Annotated in this window: 23 protein-coding genes and 1 pseudogene; 8 read left to right on the top strand and 16 right to left on the bottom strand. The window is 36.2% G+C overall.

From position 1 onward, the window contains the following. Nucleotides 1-4 precede the first annotated feature (4 nt). The 11 genes from J4771_RS01450 to J4771_RS01400 all read right to left on the bottom strand — a co-directional run bounded on the left by J4771_RS01450 (nt 5) and on the right by J4771_RS01400 (nt 8,098). Nucleotides 5-925 carry a BT4734/BF3469 family protein gene (locus J4771_RS01450; RefSeq protein WP_224135727.1) on the bottom strand — a complete coding sequence of 307 codons (921 nt, stop codon included), beginning with the start codon at nt 923-925 and terminating at the stop codon, nt 5-7. Nucleotide 926: 1 nt separating this feature from the next. Then, nucleotides 927-1,208: a helix-turn-helix domain-containing protein gene (locus J4771_RS01445; RefSeq protein ID WP_224135725.1), complete on the bottom strand. Its 282-nt coding sequence runs from the start codon at nt 1,206-1,208 to the stop codon at nt 927-929. Then, nucleotides 1,205-1,504: a helix-turn-helix domain-containing protein gene (locus J4771_RS01440; RefSeq protein ID WP_224135722.1), complete on the bottom strand. Its 300-nt coding sequence runs from the start codon at nt 1,502-1,504 to the stop codon at nt 1,205-1,207. The genes J4771_RS01445 and J4771_RS01440 overlap by 4 nt, the downstream gene beginning before the upstream one ends. A 229-nt stretch (nt 1,505-1,733) precedes the next feature. Continuing rightward, nucleotides 1,734-2,750 (bottom strand): hypothetical protein, encoded by a 1,017-nt coding sequence (locus J4771_RS01435; protein ID WP_224135721.1) that lies wholly within the window; start codon nt 2,748-2,750, stop codon nt 1,734-1,736. Continuing rightward, complete coding sequence (locus tag J4771_RS01430) at nt 2,747-3,841, bottom strand: site-specific integrase (protein WP_224135719.1); 1,095 nt, start codon at nt 3,839-3,841, stop codon at nt 2,747-2,749. The genes J4771_RS01435 and J4771_RS01430 overlap by 4 nt, the downstream gene beginning before the upstream one ends. A 184-nt stretch (nt 3,842-4,025) precedes the next feature. Then, complete coding sequence (gene mnmE, locus J4771_RS01425; protein ID WP_224135716.1) at nt 4,026-5,411, bottom strand: tRNA uridine-5-carboxymethylaminomethyl(34) synthesis GTPase MnmE; 1,386 nt, start codon at nt 5,409-5,411, stop codon at nt 4,026-4,028. A 250-nt stretch (nt 5,412-5,661) separates the two neighbouring features. After that, entirely contained in the window at nt 5,662-5,967 is a 306-nt protein-coding gene (locus J4771_RS01420; RefSeq protein ID WP_317196379.1) for a DUF4145 domain-containing protein, read from the bottom strand. A 75-nt stretch (nt 5,968-6,042) separates the two neighbouring features. Continuing rightward, the gene (locus J4771_RS01415; protein WP_224135714.1) at nt 6,043-6,336 is read right to left on the bottom strand and encodes a hypothetical protein; all 294 of its coding nucleotides are present in this window, start codon (nt 6,334-6,336) and stop codon (nt 6,043-6,045) included. A gap of 220 nt (nt 6,337-6,556) precedes the next feature. Beyond that, complete coding sequence (locus J4771_RS01410) at nt 6,557-7,366, bottom strand: SecDF P1 head subdomain-containing protein (protein ID WP_224135712.1); 810 nt, start codon at nt 7,364-7,366, stop codon at nt 6,557-6,559. 218 nt (nt 7,367-7,584) lie between these two features. Continuing rightward, entirely contained in the window at nt 7,585-7,842 is a 258-nt protein-coding gene (locus tag J4771_RS01405; RefSeq protein ID WP_224135710.1) for a Txe/YoeB family addiction module toxin, read from the bottom strand. 1 nt (nt 7,843) lies between these two features. Continuing rightward, complete coding sequence (locus tag J4771_RS01400; protein WP_224135708.1) at nt 7,844-8,098, bottom strand: type II toxin-antitoxin system Phd/YefM family antitoxin; 255 nt, start codon at nt 8,096-8,098, stop codon at nt 7,844-7,846. A gap of 436 nt (nt 8,099-8,534) precedes the next feature. Between J4771_RS01400 and J4771_RS01395 the strand changes: the two genes are divergently transcribed. Further along, the gene (locus J4771_RS01395) at nt 8,535-9,098 is read left to right on the top strand and encodes a Crp/Fnr family transcriptional regulator (protein ID WP_224135706.1); all 564 of its coding nucleotides are present in this window, start codon (nt 8,535-8,537) and stop codon (nt 9,096-9,098) included. 284 nt (nt 9,099-9,382) lie between these two features. On the opposite strand, the gene J4771_RS01390 is transcribed toward J4771_RS01395, so the two are convergent. Together J4771_RS01390 and J4771_RS01385 are read right to left on the bottom strand one after the other, a co-directional pair. Next, nucleotides 9,383-9,676 (bottom strand): putative quinol monooxygenase, encoded by a 294-nt coding sequence (locus tag J4771_RS01390; RefSeq protein ID WP_055041276.1) that lies wholly within the window; start codon nt 9,674-9,676, stop codon nt 9,383-9,385. Between the two features lie 645 nt (nt 9,677-10,321). After that, nucleotides 10,322-10,666 carry a transposase gene (locus J4771_RS01385; protein WP_224135704.1) on the bottom strand — a complete coding sequence of 115 codons (345 nt, stop codon included), beginning with the start codon at nt 10,664-10,666 and terminating at the stop codon, nt 10,322-10,324. A gap of 141 nt (nt 10,667-10,807) precedes the next feature. Between J4771_RS01385 and J4771_RS01380 the strand changes: the two are divergent. The 4 genes and pseudogenes from J4771_RS01380 to J4771_RS01365 form a co-directional block, all read left to right on the top strand. Further along, nucleotides 10,808-11,283 (top strand): annotated as a pseudogene (locus J4771_RS01380) (lipocalin family protein); the annotation flags it as partial. Continuing rightward, nucleotides 11,273-12,568, top strand: a complete 1,296-nt coding sequence (locus tag J4771_RS01375; protein WP_224135702.1) for a cryptochrome/photolyase family protein — start codon at nt 11,273-11,275, stop codon at nt 12,566-12,568. The pseudogene J4771_RS01380 and the gene J4771_RS01375, both read left to right, overlap by 11 nt. A gap of 48 nt (nt 12,569-12,616) precedes the next feature. Further along, nucleotides 12,617-13,195 carry a flavin reductase family protein gene (locus tag J4771_RS01370; protein WP_224135701.1) on the top strand — a complete coding sequence of 193 codons (579 nt, stop codon included), beginning with the start codon at nt 12,617-12,619 and terminating at the stop codon, nt 13,193-13,195. Between the two features lie 104 nt (nt 13,196-13,299). After that, on the top strand, nt 13,300-13,611 hold the full coding sequence (locus J4771_RS01365; RefSeq protein WP_224135700.1) for an NUDIX domain-containing protein: 312 nt from the start codon (nt 13,300-13,302) through the stop codon (nt 13,609-13,611). Nucleotides 13,612-13,661: 50 nt separating this feature from the next. On the opposite strand, the gene J4771_RS01360 is transcribed toward J4771_RS01365, so the two are convergent. Together J4771_RS01360 and J4771_RS01355 are read right to left on the bottom strand one after the other, a co-directional pair. Next, nucleotides 13,662-15,236: a Na+/H+ antiporter gene (locus tag J4771_RS01360; RefSeq protein WP_224135699.1), complete on the bottom strand. Its 1,575-nt coding sequence runs from the start codon at nt 15,234-15,236 to the stop codon at nt 13,662-13,664. Nucleotides 15,237-15,256: 20 nt separating this feature from the next. Beyond that, complete coding sequence (locus J4771_RS01355) at nt 15,257-15,766, bottom strand: GNAT family N-acetyltransferase (RefSeq protein WP_224135698.1); 510 nt, start codon at nt 15,764-15,766, stop codon at nt 15,257-15,259. A gap of 314 nt (nt 15,767-16,080) precedes the next feature. Between J4771_RS01355 and J4771_RS01350 the strand changes: the two genes are divergently transcribed. The 3 genes from J4771_RS01350 to J4771_RS01340 are packed head-to-tail and all read left to right on the top strand — an operon-like array spanning nt 16,081 to nt 17,592. Beyond that, a complete protein-coding gene (locus tag J4771_RS01350; protein ID WP_224135697.1) occupies nt 16,081-16,713 on the top strand; it encodes a nitroreductase family protein in 633 nt (210 codons plus the stop codon). A 15-nt stretch (nt 16,714-16,728) separates the two neighbouring features. Then, nucleotides 16,729-17,166, top strand: coding sequence for a MarR family winged helix-turn-helix transcriptional regulator (locus J4771_RS01345; RefSeq protein ID WP_317196361.1), 438 nt, complete (start codon nt 16,729-16,731; stop codon nt 17,164-17,166). 3 nt (nt 17,167-17,169) lie between these two features. Then, nucleotides 17,170-17,592, top strand: coding sequence for an organic hydroperoxide resistance protein (locus J4771_RS01340; RefSeq protein WP_224135696.1), 423 nt, complete (start codon nt 17,170-17,172; stop codon nt 17,590-17,592). 92 nt (nt 17,593-17,684) lie between these two features. Here the strand turns inward: J4771_RS01340 and J4771_RS01335 are convergent, their stop codons facing one another. Further along, entirely contained in the window at nt 17,685-18,185 is a 501-nt protein-coding gene (locus J4771_RS01335; protein WP_224135694.1) for a GreA/GreB family elongation factor, read from the bottom strand. Nucleotides 18,186-18,239 lie beyond the last annotated feature (54 nt).

Here is an 18,239-nt window from a genome sequence, read left to right as displayed (position 1 = left end):
TGTCTTATAAGTATTTAGGATTAATATAAACCTCGGCATCGTGAGGAAGGAAGCAGGCTCGGGAAACATCTTTGCCGGATTCATCAATTGAGAAACCGTAAGTGTGTTTCACATAATTGAACACTGCCTGAAAATATTCCTGTTGTGAAGCCTGGGAAAGGTCAATCGGAATTATCCATTTCAAGCCATCGCCAGATGGCGAAACAAACATCATTTCCGTTTCAAAATATTCGTCCAGCAAAAGTTTTTCTTTCAGGGCAGATACATCTTCCAAATGGTCAAAATCCACCGTAAGCAAGCCGGAATGTTCTTTGAGTTCGGCATCGCTTCTTTTGCTGAAAGTTCCCGAAAATGTAGCGTAATGAAAGTTGGAAGATTTGTATTTCCGTGCTTCTTTTTTATCCTGAATTGTCCGCAGTTTTTCAGTCTGACTTTTGAAAGCGTCGCTTTTAATCTTGCGGTAAATCTGCACCAATGACATTTCCTGAAACGGAATGGTATTCTGAACAGGATTTTTGAAATAACTTACCAATGGTGCATCCATTGTTTTTGAAATCAGTTCTACAGCTTTTTGTGGCAGTATTTTATTTCTGTAAAAGTTTTTTTCTTCATCCAGTTTCAGGTGCATCACTTCATTGATTTTATCCAACAGTTCCTGACCACTTAACTGAAAAGCCAGTTCGGCAAAATCGAACACATCACCCTGAAATTCCCAATTCTCTGAATCAGTATGCCGGGCGCAACCATCAACAATCCTCACTACCAAAGTTTCCTTATGATTATTGAAAGGATTTTTAGCGGGTTTGCAGTCCCTTCCCGAAAGGGAAAGGACCGTTTCACCCGGGTAGTGCTGGCGCAGGATAAACGAATAGACATTCAGCCCGTAATGCGTTTTATCCAATATTGCTTTTCTTGTCACCTTCATCTCACCGAATTTTGGATTTGGTATAATTGGCTTCCAGCAACTCCTGAATATCCGTTACCTTATAATAGAATTTTCCATTAATCCTGCTGAAAGGCAAAGTTCCGTTATCACGCAAAGACTGCAAGGTTCTCTGGCTGATGTGCAATGTCTGCATTACAATCTGTCCATCTATCCATTCGTCTTTCAACTGCATCAAAGAAGATTTCGCTATGAAATGTAATGCTTCCTTGATTTCCTTAACATCCTGAGAAAGGGATGCTATATGTTCTAAGTGTGCATTCATAACTTTATTCTTCCTTTACTGATTAAATAATCTGCCGCTTTGCGGTCTATTTCCTCCTGTGAATCGGTGCGGTTGCGAAGCAACCAAGCATCCAACTCCGTTCTACGGAAATAGATTTTCTTTCCGTTCGGTTTATAGAATGGAATTATTCCATTGCTCGTCAGTTTGTAAAGGTGCGACTGGGAAAGTTCCAGGTATCTGCATGCATCTGTGAAGTTCAATACTTCTTTTGTGTATAAGCCCTGCGATTCTATCATTTTCTGAATATCGTCGAGGCGTTTTAAAATATCTTCCATGAGTTTTAATTCAAAAATTTTACAATTGATTTCCGGCCAGAAATCGTTAACTGTGTTGAACAACGAGGTCAAAATTAGTGTTGAAACAAAGGGAGATGCGGTTTGCAACTGGCTGTGCGGAGCGGTGCGCGGTGCGCGGTGTGAATAATAAAACAAAAAGACTTTGCCTATGACAGACAAAGTCTAAAAAAAAGAAAAATAACTTTCTAAAAGCGGTGCGCAGTGTTACCTACTCAAGTAGTTTAATTGATTTATCAATTTTGGCAACTGACAACTTTGGATCTTTAGTATCCTTAAATTTTTTTCGGTCAAATTCTTTACCATCTTTATCAACAAAACAATTGCAGGTTATTTCCCATATACGCTGCCCTACATACTCAACTAGTTCTTTTTTTGAATGCAAAGTCTTTACGAAATAGTAAAGTTCAGATTTATTACCCGTCCATTTAACAGGCATTAAAACATCTTTTCCTGAAAAAATCCTTTTAAAAGCTGCAAGCGAGGTTTCTGCATCAATCCAACCGTTTCGGATAAAATTATTATGTAGATTTGTTAAATTTTGAGGAGCGTGATTATATTTTTTGTAGGTAAATGAAGGGCGATCAGATTGTGCAGAATGCTTATTATTGGAAACCTGTTTTTTATTATTTGGTATAACTTCTTTAAATTTTATTCTTCGCAATGGCAGTTCGCCAGGAATAGGTTCTCTAAAAAGTTGAGTATAGAAATCTTCAGGAATAAATATATCTTCTATATGCTGTATAAATTCTTCCTGAATTTCAAGATATATCTGCATATAGGCAAGCCTTAAAAATTGCATGATATAAGTATTTGTATGATGATTTCTTTCGGAAGGCTGCGGGACATAACTATTCTTCAGATAAGCTAAAGAATAATCCTTTGCAGCAATAATTTCTGATATATCTAATAATTTTGTCTTTAAGTTTTTGTATAAAAATTCATCGGTGTAGCAAAGCAGTATTTCCTCGTCTTCATCTTCCTTCATCAGAGAAATAGAATTTTGCACAGTTGCTTCAATAGCATTTTCAATTAACCTCCGATAATATTTAGTTTTCGAATTAAACGGACGTGGAAATGACAATTCATATTTCAATTGAACCGCATTTTCTTGAAGTCTAATAGAACTAATTTTTGGGGTGTAACTTTCGTCAGGGACATTATCCTGAAGCCAAGGCTGTAATTCACCGTATAAAACCTTATCCAAATTGGGGTGAAATGCACTCATAAATCAAGTTGTATTTTGTTAGCGGCTTCTATCTTTTTGGAATCAATCACCTTGGCGTAAATCTGAGTAGTGCGTAATTCCCGGTGTCCAAGAAGTTTTGAAACGGTATAGATGTCGGTTCCGGCTGCCAACTGGAGCGTAGCGTAAGTATGGCGGGCGCAATGGAATGTGATGGTTCTATGGATGCCTGCAGCCATCATCCACTGTTGGAGTTTCAGGTTGTACCAAGCGGAATACCGTAGGTTTACAAAAACTCTCTCGTCCGGCTCTCCACGTTCGCCCAACAATCCAACTGCCTGTTCCGATATTGGAAGTGTTTCTGCACCCTTGGTTTTCTTCTGAATGAATCTGATATGATTTCCTAATTCATTTGAAAACTGAATTTCGGACCATACCAATTTTTGGCAATCAGACCACCGCAAACCTGTAAGTGCGGAAAACAGAAAAGCGGTTTTCATTATTGGAATTTCACAATCTGTTTTAGCGACTGCTTTAAGTTCTTCTAAACTTAAGTATTCTCGCTGAGGTTCTCCCTGTTTGAAACCATCAACTCCTTCGCCTGGATTGGTTTGTAATATTCTATCTCTTACCGCTTGCTTTAAAGCCGCTTTAAATTTATTGAAGTAGGAGTATTTAGAATTCTGGGAAAGTTTAACGCCTTCAGACTTTGTTTCTGCACTAGCAAGATAATCTTTAAACCCCTCGACAAAATCACGATCTAAGTTTTCAAACAAAAGATGTCCATTGGTGTACTTCATAAGATGTTTATACATTGAAATCCAATTCCCGTGATTGCCACTGCTGTCTTGCTTTTTGTCTGCAAGTTGCTTAATGTAATCTAATGCACTGGCTTTTAGTTTCTCACTATCCTGGAAGCCATACACTCCGTTCTGGATTTCAATTTGCCTTTTGGCTCTTACACTTTCTGCAAGTTGCAAGGTTTTTTTATTCAAATCCTTTTCTTCCTTTGTTTTGGCATTCGGATTCAGATAGAGTTTCAAATATTCCAGTTTGCGTTTACCTTTATGGTAATAATCCAGATACAGACTGGTTTTTCCTCCTTGGTTGCGTTCTCGTAAAGTGACTTTCATATCTTGTGGTTTTTGCTTCTGTCAGGCTGTTTTCAAGGTTTGTTGCTAGAAACAATTTTGTTGTTAGCAACAACAATACAGAAACAAAAGTAAGTAAAAAAGTGCAAATAAGCAACAGAAATAGGAAAGAAAATTTATATAAAATGCAATAAATGAAGGCGTTAACTAATCAAGTGCAAGGTAATTACTTTCCGATACAAAACTTAGAAAAAATATTCCCCAAAACCTCATCATTTGTAAATTCTCCCGAAATTTCACCGAGGTATTCCAGGGCGTTACGAAGTTCATAGGCCAAGAGTTCGGTGGAGATTTTGGTGTGTACCGCTTCTTCTACTTTCTGAACGGATTCCAAGGATTTTTGCAAGGCCTGAAAGTGTCGCTGATTGGTGATTACGACATTGTTTTCCTGTGTTTTAAGCTCCTCAACATAGGAGGAAAGCTCGTTTTTCAGATCCTGAAGATTTTGGTTTTCGAGTGCCGATATTTTGATGAAATCAAATTCCTGTGCGATTTCCTGTCTTAGCAAGGCCTCCATTTTTTCGTGTTGTGATGGTATTACTTCATCAATTTTGGTCGCGCAAATGATGAGTTTTAAATCGTCACGAAGCAACGGCTTAATCATCAATAAATCTTCGGTAAAATCATCGGTTGCCGAATCGATGAGGTAAATCAGGATTTCCGCCTGCTCCACTTTTTCAATGGCTTTTTTAACACCGATTTTCTCGATTTCATCGGTAGTTTCCCTTAAACCAGCGGTATCAATCAGCCGGAAAGCATTTCCTTTAATGTGCAACAATTCTTCGATCGTGTCGCGGGTAGTTCCGGCAATATTGCTCACAATGGCGCGCTCTTCTTTCAGCAGGGCATTTAGCAGCGTTGATTTTCCGGCGTTGGGTTTTCCTAAAATCGCCACTGCTACTCCATTTTTCACCGCATTCCCGTACTGGAAACTTTCGATAAGCGATTTTAATTTCTCCTCGATTCTTTTTAAAAGTCCAATAAGTGCTGTTCTGTCAGCAAATTCTACATCTTCCTCTGCGAAGTCCAGTTCGAGTTCTATTAACGATACAAAATTGAGCAAATCGGTTCTTAGAATCGAAATTTCATTGGTAATTCCACCTTTCAGCTGATTTATCGCCACTTTTCTGGACGCTTCATTTTCGCTGGCAATTATATCTGCAATCGCTTCTGCCTGAGAAAGATCAATTCTTCCATTCATGAATGCACGCATGGTAAATTCGCCGGCTTTCGCCATTCTTGCTCCGTTTTTAATTAAAACTTCAAGAATTCTTTTCCCAATGAAAGGCGAACCGTGGAAGGAAATTTCCACCACATTTTCTGTAGTAAAAGTTTTTGGAGCCAAAAAAACCGAAACCATAATTTCATCGATGATTTCTTCACCATCCACCATGTAGCCGTAATGCACGGTATGGCTTTTCTGTTTTTCCAGATTTTTACCTTTGAAAGATTTTTGGGCAATACTTACCGCTTCTTGCCCGGAAAGACGGATGATTCCGAGTGCTCCTATTCCGTTGGCAGTCGCCAATGCGCAGATCGTATCTTGATTCATGGCACAAAAGTAACAAAAAGCGCCCAAACATTTTAATTCTGCCAAATAACTTGGACATCACATTCAGTTGAAGCAACGACCATTAAATAATAATGAATTTTAAGCTGCTTTGTAAAATTTTACCTTGAACATCATTTGCAAAAAGTTCATCTAGGCGTTACAAATCTTTAATTTGGTTTGATGACCTTCCAGAATATTGCTGAGATTTCCTTCAATCCCGCATTTTGCAAAATCTGTGTTACCTGCCGTTTTATTTTTTTCTTATGGTCTTTTTCTGTTTTAAAATCATTGCTTTATGCTGTAATTCATAAATGTTTTCGAGGGTCAATTCTAATATTTCAATTGCTAATTTTAATTCTTCAATAGATGGTTTTTCTAATTCATGAAGTGCTTCATTTCCTAGAAATCTTAATTCATGTAAACTTTCTGCATTTTCTTTTACTAATAATTTATTTTCGTGTAACGCATCAATTTTGCACTGCAAATTATCACATAGATACTTTTTTCCTTTTTTATCAGTTTTATTAATTCCTAAAATTTTCTTTTCTAGAAAAATAGCTTCTACAAGAGCTCTTAAACCTCCTGAGCATAATATTAATTGGTTCTTATTAAAAGCATCAATAGTCTCTCTCTAAATTTCTTTAATCTTGAGAGGTATGTTTTTAAAGTTTTTTGTTGGAACGCTATTTGGTCCTCTCATTGGATATAATACTTGAGAATATGGTGATCCAAATTCTGCAAAAGATGCCAATTGTGCATTTGTAGAAACTGTTCGATAACTTACTTCATCACATCCTCCACATTTAATAATCTGATAGTTATTTTCTTCCCACCATAAATGGTCGTCATCTTCATAAGAAGTTTTAACTTCTTGTAATATTATTTGGTTAGTTTGTCGATTACACTTGTTACAATAACTTTTCATGTCAATTTTGCTTTAAAATTTCAGGTAACAGAAAAAGTATTGGCGAAGTGCGTTAGAAAGAAGAACTTTAGTTCAAATTCGACCAAACGTAGCCGATGCTTTTTCAATTAAACTAAATTACAATAAAATGTAGAATTGAAAAGCATGAGCGGTTAAATATTCTGCTTTTCAATTCACACTTTAACCCCGCATTTTAGCAATACTATATTAGCAGTAGTTGTTATTTTTTCAATTTATTTACAATATTTTTCATTTCCTCTACACTGAGAGGTCCAGAAATTTGTAGTTTTCCATCAGGAATTTCAGAAGCAATTACAGGCATTATAATAATTTTCTTATCAACAATTATTGCCATTCCTTTATTAATGTTATTTGCAGTAATTTCTTTTAATTTTTTTGCAGATTCATTTTTGAACTTTATATCAATTACTAAATTTCCTTGATCGTTATAAATTGATTCAATTTCTTCAATATCTTTTAGTGTAAATAACGGATTAGTTTCAAGTTCTAAATTACTTTCTTCGCGATCTATTTCATTTTCAGTAACTAAATAAAAACCATCTTGTTTTTCATATTTTGATTCAAAAAAATTAGTTAAATATGAAGCTTGATGAGATTTTTTCTGTTGATTTTCTTCTTGAAGCCGTTTTATTTCTTCAAATACATCTACGAAATTATCTTTTATATTTTCCTCAACTAAATTATTGCTTTTAGCGAATTTTTTTCCAGTTTCAGAATTATAAAATTTATAAATTTCGTTAATTTCATTCTCTGAATATGTTTTGGAATAGGCATTAACAAGTCTTTTTAGAATTTCTTTGTCATTTATTTTATTTTCAAGTGTTTTAATCCTATTATCATTTTTATCTCCATAATTTTTCAAATTCTCAATGTGATAATCGAAAATTTTACTTTTGATTGAATTAAAATAGCCTAATTCATCAATCAAAAATTCAACTTTTTGTTCTTTAGATTGGGCATAAAAATTCAATGGAAAAAGAAATAGTAAAATTTGGAGTGCTGTTTTCATAAAATTACGGCTAACGGAAAAAGTATTTGCGAAGGGCGGGCTAAATTTACCAAAAAGTCAATTTCGACCGAACGAAGCAAAATTGCTTTTTCAATGAAACTAAATTACACTTTTTTATGGAATTGAAAAGCATATGCGGTTAAATATTCTGCTTTTCAATTCACACTTCAATCCCGCATTTTAGCAATACTATTTTAGCTTCAGTAATACTTTGTTTTTTAGTCGTAATGAAATCTACATTTTGCAATTAAAATTTCTCCTTCTTGATATTTATATATCAATCTATGTTCATCATCAATTCTTCTCGACCAAAACCCAGAATATTTATGTTTTAAAGCCTCAGGTTTCCCAATTCCATCAAATGGACTTCGAGAAATATCTTTCAATAAATCATTTATTCGTTTCAATTTTTTCTTATCGGTTTTTTGCCAATAAAGATAATCTTCCCAAGATTCATCAACGAAAATATATTTCATCTTATTCTACAATTAATTCCTTTGAAAAGGATTTTCCATTTTTCAATTTTTGAATAGCAGAATCAAGACGCATTTCATTAGTTCTTGACGATAATTCGTGATTTGTCGCCATTAAAGAATTGTATTCTTCAAGAGACATCACCACAATTCCAGAGTCTTTTCCACGATTAATGATAAGAGTTTCAAAATTTTTTGCAACTCGGTCTAAATATGATTTTATATCTTTTCTAAAATCAGAAACACTTGCGATTAACATATTTTTGTATTTTTATTTGTACAAATATATGTACGATTTTTCAATTATAAAAATATTCGAAATGTCGGAAAATTATTGAATCGAACGTTTTGGGTATTGCCGAAAGCGGGGATTTTAGCGCTAAATTTCAATTGAAGAACGTTGGTCAAACCTTGTATAAATCTCCAATCGAAGCCGTTCAGCCACGCATTTTAGCAATACAATGTTAGCTGTACTGCTTTTTCGGATTTCTTTTATCAATTGATTTGTACAATCCACAAACACAAAAATAGGTTCGACCAAGATATTTTTCTATAGCTTTTGTTTTCTCCATCAATCCATAAGAATTCCATCTACCCTATTTAAAAAATCCATTACGAGCGATGGATGTTTTGGTTTCAATAGTTTACATTTGGAGTCAACCATTATTTTTGTTTGCATTTAGAATGATAAAAATATGAGTGAGATTTTAAGACGTCAAATTGAGAAAATTACGCCATTAACTGACCAGGAGTTCGAGTACATCCTGTCTCATTTTACCTTGAAAAAATTTAAAAAGCATCAGATTTTAATTCTAGAAGGAGATACCGTACAAAATGATTATTTTGTGATGAATGGTTTATTAAAAGCATCTTACCTGAATCAAGAAGGCAAAGAACATATTATGCAATTTGCAATGGAAGATTGGTGGATTACCGATTATCAAGCATATTTTAATCAAACGGAAGCTACTTTTTCCATTGATGCATTAGAATCTACCGAAGTACTTACTTTGTCTCTCTATAACCGAGAAAAACTCTGTGCAGATATGCATAAAATAGAACATTTTTTCAGGAAAAAGTCTAATAATGGTTACATCGCGCTCCAAAGAAGAATTTTGTCTCTGCTGAATAGCAATGCCAAAGAACGCTACGAACAATTTATTTCTCAATATCCCACACTTTTACAACGATTGCCCAAAACATTAATCGCTTCATATTTAGGTGTTTCCAGAGAAACCTTGAGTCGGCTTTCGGTGTAATGTGATGTAGGTCACAAAAAAGTTGTGAGGTAGGTCTCCTCAATCTGCTCATGCAGTTGGCGAAGCTGTTTTAGAAGAGCTTAAAAAACTTCAATAATTAAGAATACAAAAGAGACTGTTTTCAGTCTCTTTCTTTTTATGCTAAATTGAAATTTTATTTGAAAAATCAATATAAATCTTGTATACATAGCAAAGGTTCAACCTTTCACAAAATGATATAAAAAAAATGGAGCCGGGGAAATACCTGGCTCCATTTAACTGTATTAAAAATTGGTGTTCATTGCTTACTTTACTGCTAGTAGATCTACCATTTCAAGTACAGGTTCTTTAGCAAGTAATTCAGAAGCATTGGCCATTAAAGCCTTTGCAATCTCACCATTCAAGTGAGCATCTCTTGCATCTGTAGTTCCGAACGTATCGAATATACCAAAAGTAGAAGGGCCAATTTGTAAAGCATACCATCTTACGGTTCCTGGCTCACCTTCCGCAAGCGGCAAGGCAGACTTTAGGAATTCCAATACTTCATTTTCTTTACCCGGTTTTGCTTCTACTCTTGCTAATATTGCAAACTTTTCCATAATTTAAAATTTTAATGTTATTAAGAGTGTTCTTCAACTCTTTCTAACAAAAATAAGTCTTCATTATTAAACTAAAAATACAAAAGATGTTAAATAACGTTAATCATCGAAAATCAGCCAATTTCTAATGCTCTCCCCCATTAGAATTTGTTCATCATAAAATATTTCCTCCGACCAACTAAAAATCCGCCTAATAATCTTATTTTTTTAGAATTTTTCTTAATGCTCTCTAAAATATTTGATAATAATAGTACGATTATCCCAATAAACGCCAAACCAAAAGAAATAGGAAGTGGATATTTTAAAAATGAATAAATATCTTCTTATGTTTCAATCATAAATTTTAAAATTTTGACAATTTAAAATTATTAATTTCATTCGTCTGAAAATAATCTTAATGAATTTTTTTAGTAAGGTGGTCTCAAATTGCTAGTGCAACTTTTTGTTTAGGTACAAGTATTTAATTTTTTGTATTAAGTAATAAAATATTAATAACTTTTTTAGCCTTTTTTGGGCAGAAAGTTACCCACATTTTATTTCCAGCGACAACAGCTATGTTTTTCATTGTAATTGATTTAAAATTAAGCTGTTAAATACATCTTTTGGAGTTTGGTAATAACCGTTTTGATGATTTCCAGTTTTTCTTCAGGTAACAACCTCATATACTTTCTGTATTTTTCGGTTATTCCAGAATTTCCAAACTTTTTTTTCGATGTCGTAGCGGATGACAAGGTCGGCAACCGTTTCTTTAAGCTTGCGATTCTCTTCCCGAAGCTGAGAGACTTCTTCGGAGGTTGCTTGGCGAACAGTATCTCCCGAGAGTTGTTTTTTAACAGCTTCAATGAATTCTTTGTTCCATTTGTAGAAGGTTGATTCCTGAATAGCGTGCTTGCGGCAGAGTTCGGCAATGGAATTTTCTGCCCGAAGGGCTTCCATCACAATGAGGATCTTTTGTTCCGCCGTGAAAATCCTTCTGGTTTTTCTGCGCATGTCTTTTAAATAATTTTCAGGGGTAACTGTTTTCTTGTTTGTGATAATAAATCAATTTGATTATTTTTTTGTTCTGTTTATTATGAAAACACTATCTTAGTTCTGAACTAAATCAGTACACTTTTTGCTGACGATTTACATGCAAAACCAGTCGAGAATTTTGATGTCAATCGCTATGTAGGTACTTGGTACGAAATTGCACGATTTGATTTTCGTTTTGAAAAGGATTTAGACAATACTTCGGCACAGTATAAATTAGATAAAAAAGGAATGTAATGGTCTTGAACAGTGGTTACAATTTCGTGAAAAAGAAATGGCGTAAAGCCGATGGATTGGCAAAATTTAGAGGACATAAAAATGTAGCTGCATTGAAAGTGAGCTTTTTCGGACCTTTTTATTCAGGCTACAATGTAGTGGCTTTAGACGAAAACTATCAATATGCTTTGATTGCCGTAAAGGATTTGAATTATCTATGGATTTTATCCCGCACAAAAACCATTCCCGAAGATAAAAAAGCAAAATACTTGAAAACAGCTGAACAAATTGGCTACGATACATCCAAATTGATTTGGGTAAAACACGATAAAAACGATAATCCATATTTGAATGAAAACTAAAATTTCCATATTCTGGTTTCGTAGGGATCTGCGATTGGAAGATAATGCAGGATTGTGTCAGGCTATGGCTTCGGGATTTCCGGTATTGCCAATTTTTATTTTTGATACAGCTATTTTAGATGCGTTAGAAAATAAAAGCGATAGACGAGTAGATTATATTCATCAGGCACTTTCAGCTATCAATTTAGCATTAAAAAATTATCATTCAAAACTGAGTTCTTTTTATGGAAAACCTTTAGAAATTTTTCAACAACTTTCGCAAGAATATGACATTCAAGCGGTGTTTTGCAATCGGGATTATGAACCACAAGCCATCGAAAGAGATACCGAAATTTATAATTTTTTCCAAAGCCAACTCATTCCTTTTAAAGCATTTAAAGACCAGGTGATTTTTGATAAAAACGACATTGTAAAAAATGACGGAACGCCTTATACGGTTTATACGCCTTATGCTAAAAAATGGAAAGAAATTTTAACCGAAAAAGATTATCACATTCATAACGCAGATTTTAATCACTTTTTGAAGCAAGATTTTACCGAAATTCATTCTTTAAAAGATATTGGATTTAAGAAAACAGACTTTCATTTTGACACGCCAAAATTAGAAGCAAAAATCATTGATGAATATGATAAATACAGAGATTTTCCGGCACTTCAAAAAACAACTCAATTGGGGGTTGCGTTAAGATTTGGAACCATCAGTATTCGTAAATGTGTGGATTTTGCTTTGCAACACAATCAAACTTGGTTAGGCGAATTGATTTGGCGGGAGTTTTTTATGCAGATTTTGTATCATTTTCCAAAGGTGGTCAGTCATTCTTTTAAGACGAAATACGATTTTATACAATGGCGAAATGACGAGCAGGAATTTAAGTTGTGGTGTAATGGAAAAACAGGTTATCCGATTGTAGATGCCGGAATGAGACAACTGAACGAAACGGGTTATATGCACAATCGGGTTCGAATGATTGTTGCCAGTTTTTTGTGCAAACATTTGCTGATAGATTGGCGTTGGGGCGAAGCGTATTTCGCTGAAAAGTTGAATGATTACGATTTGTCTGCCAACAACGGAAACTGGCAATGGGCAGCAGGTAGTGGTTGCGATGCTGCACCTTATTTCAGGGTTTTTAATCCAGCATTGCAAACTGAAAAATTCGACAAAAATTTTGAATACATCAAAAAATGGTTACCCGAATTTGGAACTGAAAAATATCCAAAACCGATAGTAGAACATAGTTTTGCCAGAGATAGAGCTTTAAAAATTTATGCTGAAGCAGTAAAATGAAAATAGATTATAATTATGATGCATTATACTAATGGGCAAATAGCTCAAATGGAAAAATTAATAAGAACTGCTTTTGTCAATTCATTAAGTGGATTTAAAAGCCTTAATTTGATTGGAACAAAAAGCAATGCAGGGCAAACCAATTTGACAATTTTTAACTCGGTTTGTCATATTGGTGCAAATCCGCCATTAATGGGATTTATATCTCGCCCTAATTCGGTAGAAAGACATACGCTAGAAAATATTCTGGAAACGAATTATTACAGTATTAATCACGTTAATCAAAATATTTTTAAGAAAGCACATCAAACATCCGCACGCTACGCTCGCCACCAATGTGAATTTGACGAAACTGGTCTTACTTCAATTTATAAGAATAATTTTATTGCACCTTTCGTTGAAGAGTCGTCTATACAAATTGGTTTGGAACTAAAAGAGCTATTACCGATAAAAAGCAATGACACGCTGTTAATTATAGGCGAAATCTTAGATGTGTATTTTCCAGATGATGTGTTGCAAGAAGATGGTGTGCTTGATATAGAAAAGGCCGGAACTGTAGTGGGATCTTCGCTAGATGGCTATCACACCACACAATTGATTAACCGATTAAGATATGCAAAACCGTAAAAAAATATGATTGAAGCAAACAAGGTTTTTCTTGTCAATAAATAAGATCAACCTATCGGAGAAATGGCAAAGTTGGTTGTTTAAGAACATGACGGAGCAAGATTATGGACAAATACCTGATGTTCGCATCCACAATGAAGGAAAAGGTTTTGGAGAGTGCAAAGAAAAGACTGCAACTGGAAATGGGAATAGATTGTAATTTGAAATGCGTTTATTCTTTCATTTATAAAGAAAAAGTGGAAAACAATTTAATTGAACACGGGTTTGATCACATTTTTAAAGGATATTCTGATGAAAAACCAAAGCCAAACTTACATGAAATCAAAGATTATAAATGGATGAGTATTGCGGATATTTTTAGTGACATTCCTAATAATCGATTGAACAAAACCACCTTTAAGAAAATTCATGTGTAATACCCTTTAGCACAAAAGAATAACTCTCCTCGTCAACAAAGTGCATTGTTTTAAAAATGCATTCCCAGTTTTTCCTCCTGTAAATCGAGCATTTTTAAATGTTTGCGTATAATTTCTTCATCCAGCAGAATTTCCTCACGGTTTTTGGAGATCAGCCATTCGCGCTGCTGGTTGATGATATCCAGGTAAATTTCACGGTATTCCGGAAAATTCAGAATAACTTCCGAACTGTTCACACGGTTTTCCCAGGCTTGCAACTGATCCTGTAACGCCGGGAATTTTTCAAGTTTTTCAAAATGGGTATCCCGGATTCTCTTCACTCCTATTTTTGCAAGTTCGTTCCGGATTTCATAATCGATTTCCTTTTCAGAGCGGGTAAAATCAGGATCCTGAATTTTAAATTTTTTGATGAGAAAAGGCAGCGTCAAACCCTGAACCACCAAAGTGAGCAGGATGACCACGAAAGTGATAAATAAAATCAAGTTCCTGTGCGGAAAGGGTGTTCCATCCTGTAAAGTCAGCGGAATTGAAAGTGCTGCAGCCAGTGAAACTACGCCGCGCATTCCTGTCCAACCGATTAAAGCAGGTCCTTTCCAGCCTGGATTTTCTCGGTCGGCAACAGTGATGAAATTACGCATAATCATGGTAGTGAATACGGCGCCATAAGCCGCAACGATTCTTGTTATCATCAGAATAACTGTAATCAAAACGCCATAACCGAATGCTGTGGACAAGTCTGTTTCAAGCCCTGAAACAATCTGTGGAAGGTCGAGCCCAATCATCATAAAAACAATACCATTCAGCACAAAAACCAAACTGCTCCAGACATTTAGCGTCCCTAAACGCGATGAGGTAGCCAGAAACGAATGACTTCTGTTGGAAAGCAACAAACCACCACTAACTACAGCCAAAACACCGGAAGCGTGCAACTCTTCCGCCACAAGATACATGAGGAACGGCGCCACGAGTGTGAGGACGATATCGATATTGGCGTCCGTTGGCAACAGGCGGTGCATCTTCATAAAGAAAATCCCTATAAGGATACCGATTCCTGCACCACCGATACACATCCACAGGAAACTAAGGGCAGCTTCATGCCAGATGAATTGTCCTGTCGCAACGGCAATCATTGCAAAGCGGAAAATAATCAATGATGAAGCATCGTTCAGCAAACTTTCACCTTCAAGAATCGAAGAATACCGTTTCGGAATTTTTACAAATTTCAAAATCGCTCCAGCACTTACGGCATCCGGCGGCGAAACTATTCCACCCAAAAGAAAACCCAGCGCCAGCGAAAATCCAGGAATAAACTGATTGGCGACAAAAGCTACAACCAAAGAGGTAATAAATACCACCACGAAAGCAAAACTGAACACAATCCTGCGCCAGCGCCACAATTCTTTCCACGAAGTCGCCCAGGCAGCTTCATATAAAAGTGGCGGCAGGAATATAAAAAATATCAGTTCAGGTTCTATATGAATTTTAGGCGTGCCGGGAATAAAACTGATGCCCAGGCCTGCCAGGACCAGCAAAACCGGATATGCAACTTTTATTTTTTTGGCAAGCATCACCAGCAAAACGGTGATGATCACCAGAATCAGGTAAAATGTGAGATTCTCAAGCATTTAATTTTTAGATTTTATGATTAAAGAAGTTTCTCGAAAGCTTTTCTTTCACCGCCTGCCAGGTAAACCTTGCCGCAATAAGTATAGCCTAGTTTTTTGAGTAGGTGAAGCATGGCTGCGTTATCAAAATTCGTGTCCACTTTTACACTGAAAATTCCGTTTTGGCGAGAGAGATGTTCAATCCTTCGGAATATCTCCGTGGCGTAACCTTTTCCGGCAACCTCATCTGAGACTGCTACGCGGTGCACCACATTGAAATCACCGTCCGAAAGCCATTTACCCTCAATATTTTCATAAGCTGGTTCATCGTTCAAAATCACGGCACTGTAGGCGACAACATTATCATTTTCCACAAGAACATAGCCGATTTGCTTTTCGATATCTGAATTTACGGTTTCCGTATTTGGATATCCGTTTTGCCACTGTAGGGAGCCGTCCAGCCTGCGTCTTTCGATGGCCTGCTGGAGAATTTTCCAGATTTTATCGGCGTCTTCCTGCGTTGCCTTTCTGAATTTTATTTCTGATATCATTAATTATAATTATAAACCTCACTTCTAATCCTACTCAAAATTTCAAACGAAATAGCGAGTGAGCTGACCAGTATCCCAAACCAGAACCAATTGCGAAACTGGTTTTGATTGACGGTCATTTATTTTGTGACCTCACAAATATATATATAAATTGTTAAGAACTATTCAGCAATGTCATTACCTGATAGATTTTATCTAATTTAAGTTTTTCACAATTGTATTGTGCGCAATTTAAATTGGTGGTACATTTGCAAAAGAATTTTTAGACTGCGAAAGTTTAAAATAATATTTCACTAATTTAAAATACATTATCAATGTCATTATTAGAAAATCTACAATGGAGACACGCAGTAAAGGCGTATGACCCAACCAAAAAAGTTGCAAAGGAAGATTTAGACCGCATTTTAGAAGCGGCCAGGCTGGCTCCAACTTCATCCGGACTTCAACCCTTCAGAATTATATCTGTGGAGAACCAGGAACTAAAGGAAAAAATGGTCGCCGGTGCTCTAAATCCGGAAGTAATGAGGGATTGTTCTCATGTCTTAGTTTTCGCAGCCTGGGACAGCTATTCCGAGGAAAAAATTGACAAAGTTTATGACTATCATACAGATGTGAGAGAATTGCCAAGAGGCAGATTCGGGAGCTATACCGATCAGTTGAAACAAATTTACGGAGCGCAAACTCCAGATCAGCATTTTGCACATACAGCTCGCCAAACCTATATTGCTCTTGCATTGGCAATGGCACAAGCTGCTGAATTGAAAATCGACAGCACGCCTGCCGAAGGTTTCAGCAATGAAGTGGTGGATGAAATTTTAGGTCTGCGCGAAATGGGCTTAAAAAGTGTAAGTTTGCTTTATCTTGGCTACCGCGACGAAGAAAGAGACTGGCTTTCCAGTATGAAAAAAGTAAGAATTCCAATGGAGGAATTTGTTATTTTTAAATAAAGTTCTTTCCTGCAAATGATGGAAAATTCGGAATCTTTAAAACTTGATCAACAAATCTGCTTTCCGCTCTACGTTCTTTCCAAGGAAATTACGGGACTGTACAGGCCTATTCTGCAGGAACTGGATTTAACCTACCCACAATACCTTGTGATGATGGTCCTTTGGGAACAGGAAGGCCTGACAGTATCTGCTATCGGCGAAAAACTTTTTCTGGATAGCGGCACTTTGACTCCTGTGCTTAAAAGACTGGAAAGCAAAGGCTTAATCAACAGAATCAGAAATAAGAGCGATGAAAGAATGGTGCTGCTGTTCCTCACCGAACAGGGTAAAGATTTGAGACAACAGGCGTGCTGCATTCCGCAAAAACTTCTTTCGCAAATCAATATTAAAATTGAAGATCTCGAAAATTTTAAAGAGACCTTAACCCATTTAATCAATAATTTAAAAAAGTAACTTATGAAACCAATGTACACTACCAGTGTCACCGCAAAGGGTGGCAGAAACGGCCAGGTAAAAAGCGACAATGGTGTTATAGATTTAGCAGTACGAATGCCCAAAGCACTGGGCGGCGCGAATGATGATTTCGCCAACCCAGAAATGCTTTTTGCGGCAGGTTATTCCGCATGTTTTGACAGCGCCCTGAACAGAGTCATTATGCTTACAAAAACCGAAACCGGTGAGACCACCGTAACAGCCAAAGTAAGCATAGGCCAAATTGAAAACGGCGGATTCGGGCTTGCCGTGGAACTCGATGTAAATATCCCGGGTGTTTCCCTGGAACAAGCGCAGGAACTTACAGAAAAAGCGCATCAGATTTGCCCTTATTCTAATGCCACGAGAAATAATATCGAAGTGAAATTATCGGTGACCAATAATTAGTGTTTCCATACATAGATTGAAGAGACTTCCAGAAAGGTCTCTTTTTTTTGCTCGTGGGTTTTAGACGTTTTTAATTAAATTTTATAAATCCATCAGTATTTTATCGACACAATTTCAAACTGCTTTTCCGATTTTCCCAATTTCAATGTCACGCGATCGCCTACCTTTCTGTCCATAAAGATTTTCGCAATCGGAGAGGTAAACGCTATTTTTCCTTCTGCAACATTTGCCTCATCGACGCCCACGATCTGATAATGCTGGATTTTGGGATCTGAGTCAACTTTAAAGTACACTTCAGCACCGAACTTCACTATATTTTTTGGTTGTTTGGCAAGGTTAACAATTTTCGCAGACGAAATTCGATCGAGTAACAGTTGCAGTTTCGCATTGATTAAATTGACGGCAATGCGATTTTCATTCTCGTCCGAAATCAAGGTATAGTCGCGCTCGTGAATCATTTTATCACGTTCGGCGAGCAACTGAGCGTATCCGAACTCGGTAACGAAGTTTACCGTACCGGGCGGTAAATCGGCACGCGGCAGAATCAGCGGAATTTCCTCCTGATCACCCTCTTTCACAAATCCCCTACTCATATATTCCAGTCTTAAATTTATTGCTCCGTGTTGAGTTTGAAATATTTATCTAAT

The sequence above is a fragment of the Candidatus Kaistella beijingensis genome, from assembly GCF_020084865.1.
Classification (GTDB): domain Bacteria; phylum Bacteroidota; class Bacteroidia; order Flavobacteriales; family Weeksellaceae; genus Kaistella; species Kaistella beijingensis.
The sequence above is the reverse complement of the archived record's forward strand: the minus strand, read 5'-3'. Positions and strand labels throughout refer to the sequence as shown.

Bases quoted from the DNA above. Each gene is read 5' to 3' on its own strand.
- J4771_RS01400 (WP_224135708.1), bottom strand. From the start codon at position 8,098: ATGTTAATCGCAAGTGTTTCTGATTTTAGAAAAGATATAAAATCATAT.
- J4771_RS01415 (WP_224135714.1), bottom strand. From the start codon at position 6,336: ATGAAAAGTTATTGTAACAAGTGTAATCGACAAACTAACCAAATAATA.
- J4771_RS01345 (WP_317196361.1), top strand. From the start codon at position 16,729: ATGATGGAAAATTCGGAATCTTTAAAACTTGATCAACAAATCTGCTTT.
- J4771_RS01395 (WP_224135706.1), top strand. From the start codon at position 8,535: ATGAGTGAGATTTTAAGACGTCAAATTGAGAAAATTACGCCATTAACT.
- J4771_RS01365 (WP_224135700.1), top strand. From the start codon at position 13,300: ATGGACAAATACCTGATGTTCGCATCCACAATGAAGGAAAAGGTTTTG.
- J4771_RS01450 (WP_224135727.1), bottom strand. From the start codon at position 925: ATGAAGGTGACAAGAAAAGCAATATTGGATAAAACGCATTACGGGCTG.
- J4771_RS01375 (WP_224135702.1), top strand. From the start codon at position 11,273: ATGAAAACTAAAATTTCCATATTCTGGTTTCGTAGGGATCTGCGATTG.
- J4771_RS01405 (WP_224135710.1), bottom strand. From the start codon at position 7,842: ATGAAATATATTTTCGTTGATGAATCTTGGGAAGATTATCTTTATTGG.
- J4771_RS01430 (WP_224135719.1), bottom strand. From the start codon at position 3,841: ATGAAAGTCACTTTACGAGAACGCAACCAAGGAGGAAAAACCAGTCTG.
- J4771_RS01335 (WP_224135694.1), bottom strand. From the start codon at position 18,185: ATGAGTAGGGGATTTGTGAAAGAGGGTGATCAGGAGGAAATTCCGCTG.
- J4771_RS01435 (WP_224135721.1), bottom strand. From the start codon at position 2,750: ATGAGTGCATTTCACCCCAATTTGGATAAGGTTTTATACGGTGAATTA.
- J4771_RS01355 (WP_224135698.1), bottom strand. From the start codon at position 15,766: ATGATATCAGAAATAAAATTCAGAAAGGCAACGCAGGAAGACGCCGAT.
- J4771_RS01370 (WP_224135701.1), top strand. From the start codon at position 12,617: ATGGAAAAATTAATAAGAACTGCTTTTGTCAATTCATTAAGTGGATTT.
- J4771_RS01360 (WP_224135699.1), bottom strand. From the start codon at position 15,236: ATGCTTGAGAATCTCACATTTTACCTGATTCTGGTGATCATCACCGTT.
- J4771_RS01350 (WP_224135697.1), top strand. From the start codon at position 16,081: ATGTCATTATTAGAAAATCTACAATGGAGACACGCAGTAAAGGCGTAT.
- J4771_RS01390 (WP_055041276.1), bottom strand. From the start codon at position 9,676: ATGGAAAAGTTTGCAATATTAGCAAGAGTAGAAGCAAAACCGGGTAAA.
- J4771_RS01410 (WP_224135712.1), bottom strand. From the start codon at position 7,366: ATGAAAACAGCACTCCAAATTTTACTATTTCTTTTTCCATTGAATTTT.
- mnmE (WP_224135716.1), bottom strand. From the start codon at position 5,411: ATGAATCAAGATACGATCTGCGCATTGGCGACTGCCAACGGAATAGGA.
- J4771_RS01385 (WP_224135704.1), bottom strand. From the start codon at position 10,666: ATGCGCAGAAAAACCAGAAGGATTTTCACGGCGGAACAAAAGATCCTC.
- J4771_RS01445 (WP_224135725.1), bottom strand. From the start codon at position 1,208: ATGAATGCACACTTAGAACATATAGCATCCCTTTCTCAGGATGTTAAG.
- J4771_RS01440 (WP_224135722.1), bottom strand. From the start codon at position 1,504: ATGGAAGATATTTTAAAACGCCTCGACGATATTCAGAAAATGATAGAA.
- J4771_RS01340 (WP_224135696.1), top strand. From the start codon at position 17,170: ATGAAACCAATGTACACTACCAGTGTCACCGCAAAGGGTGGCAGAAAC.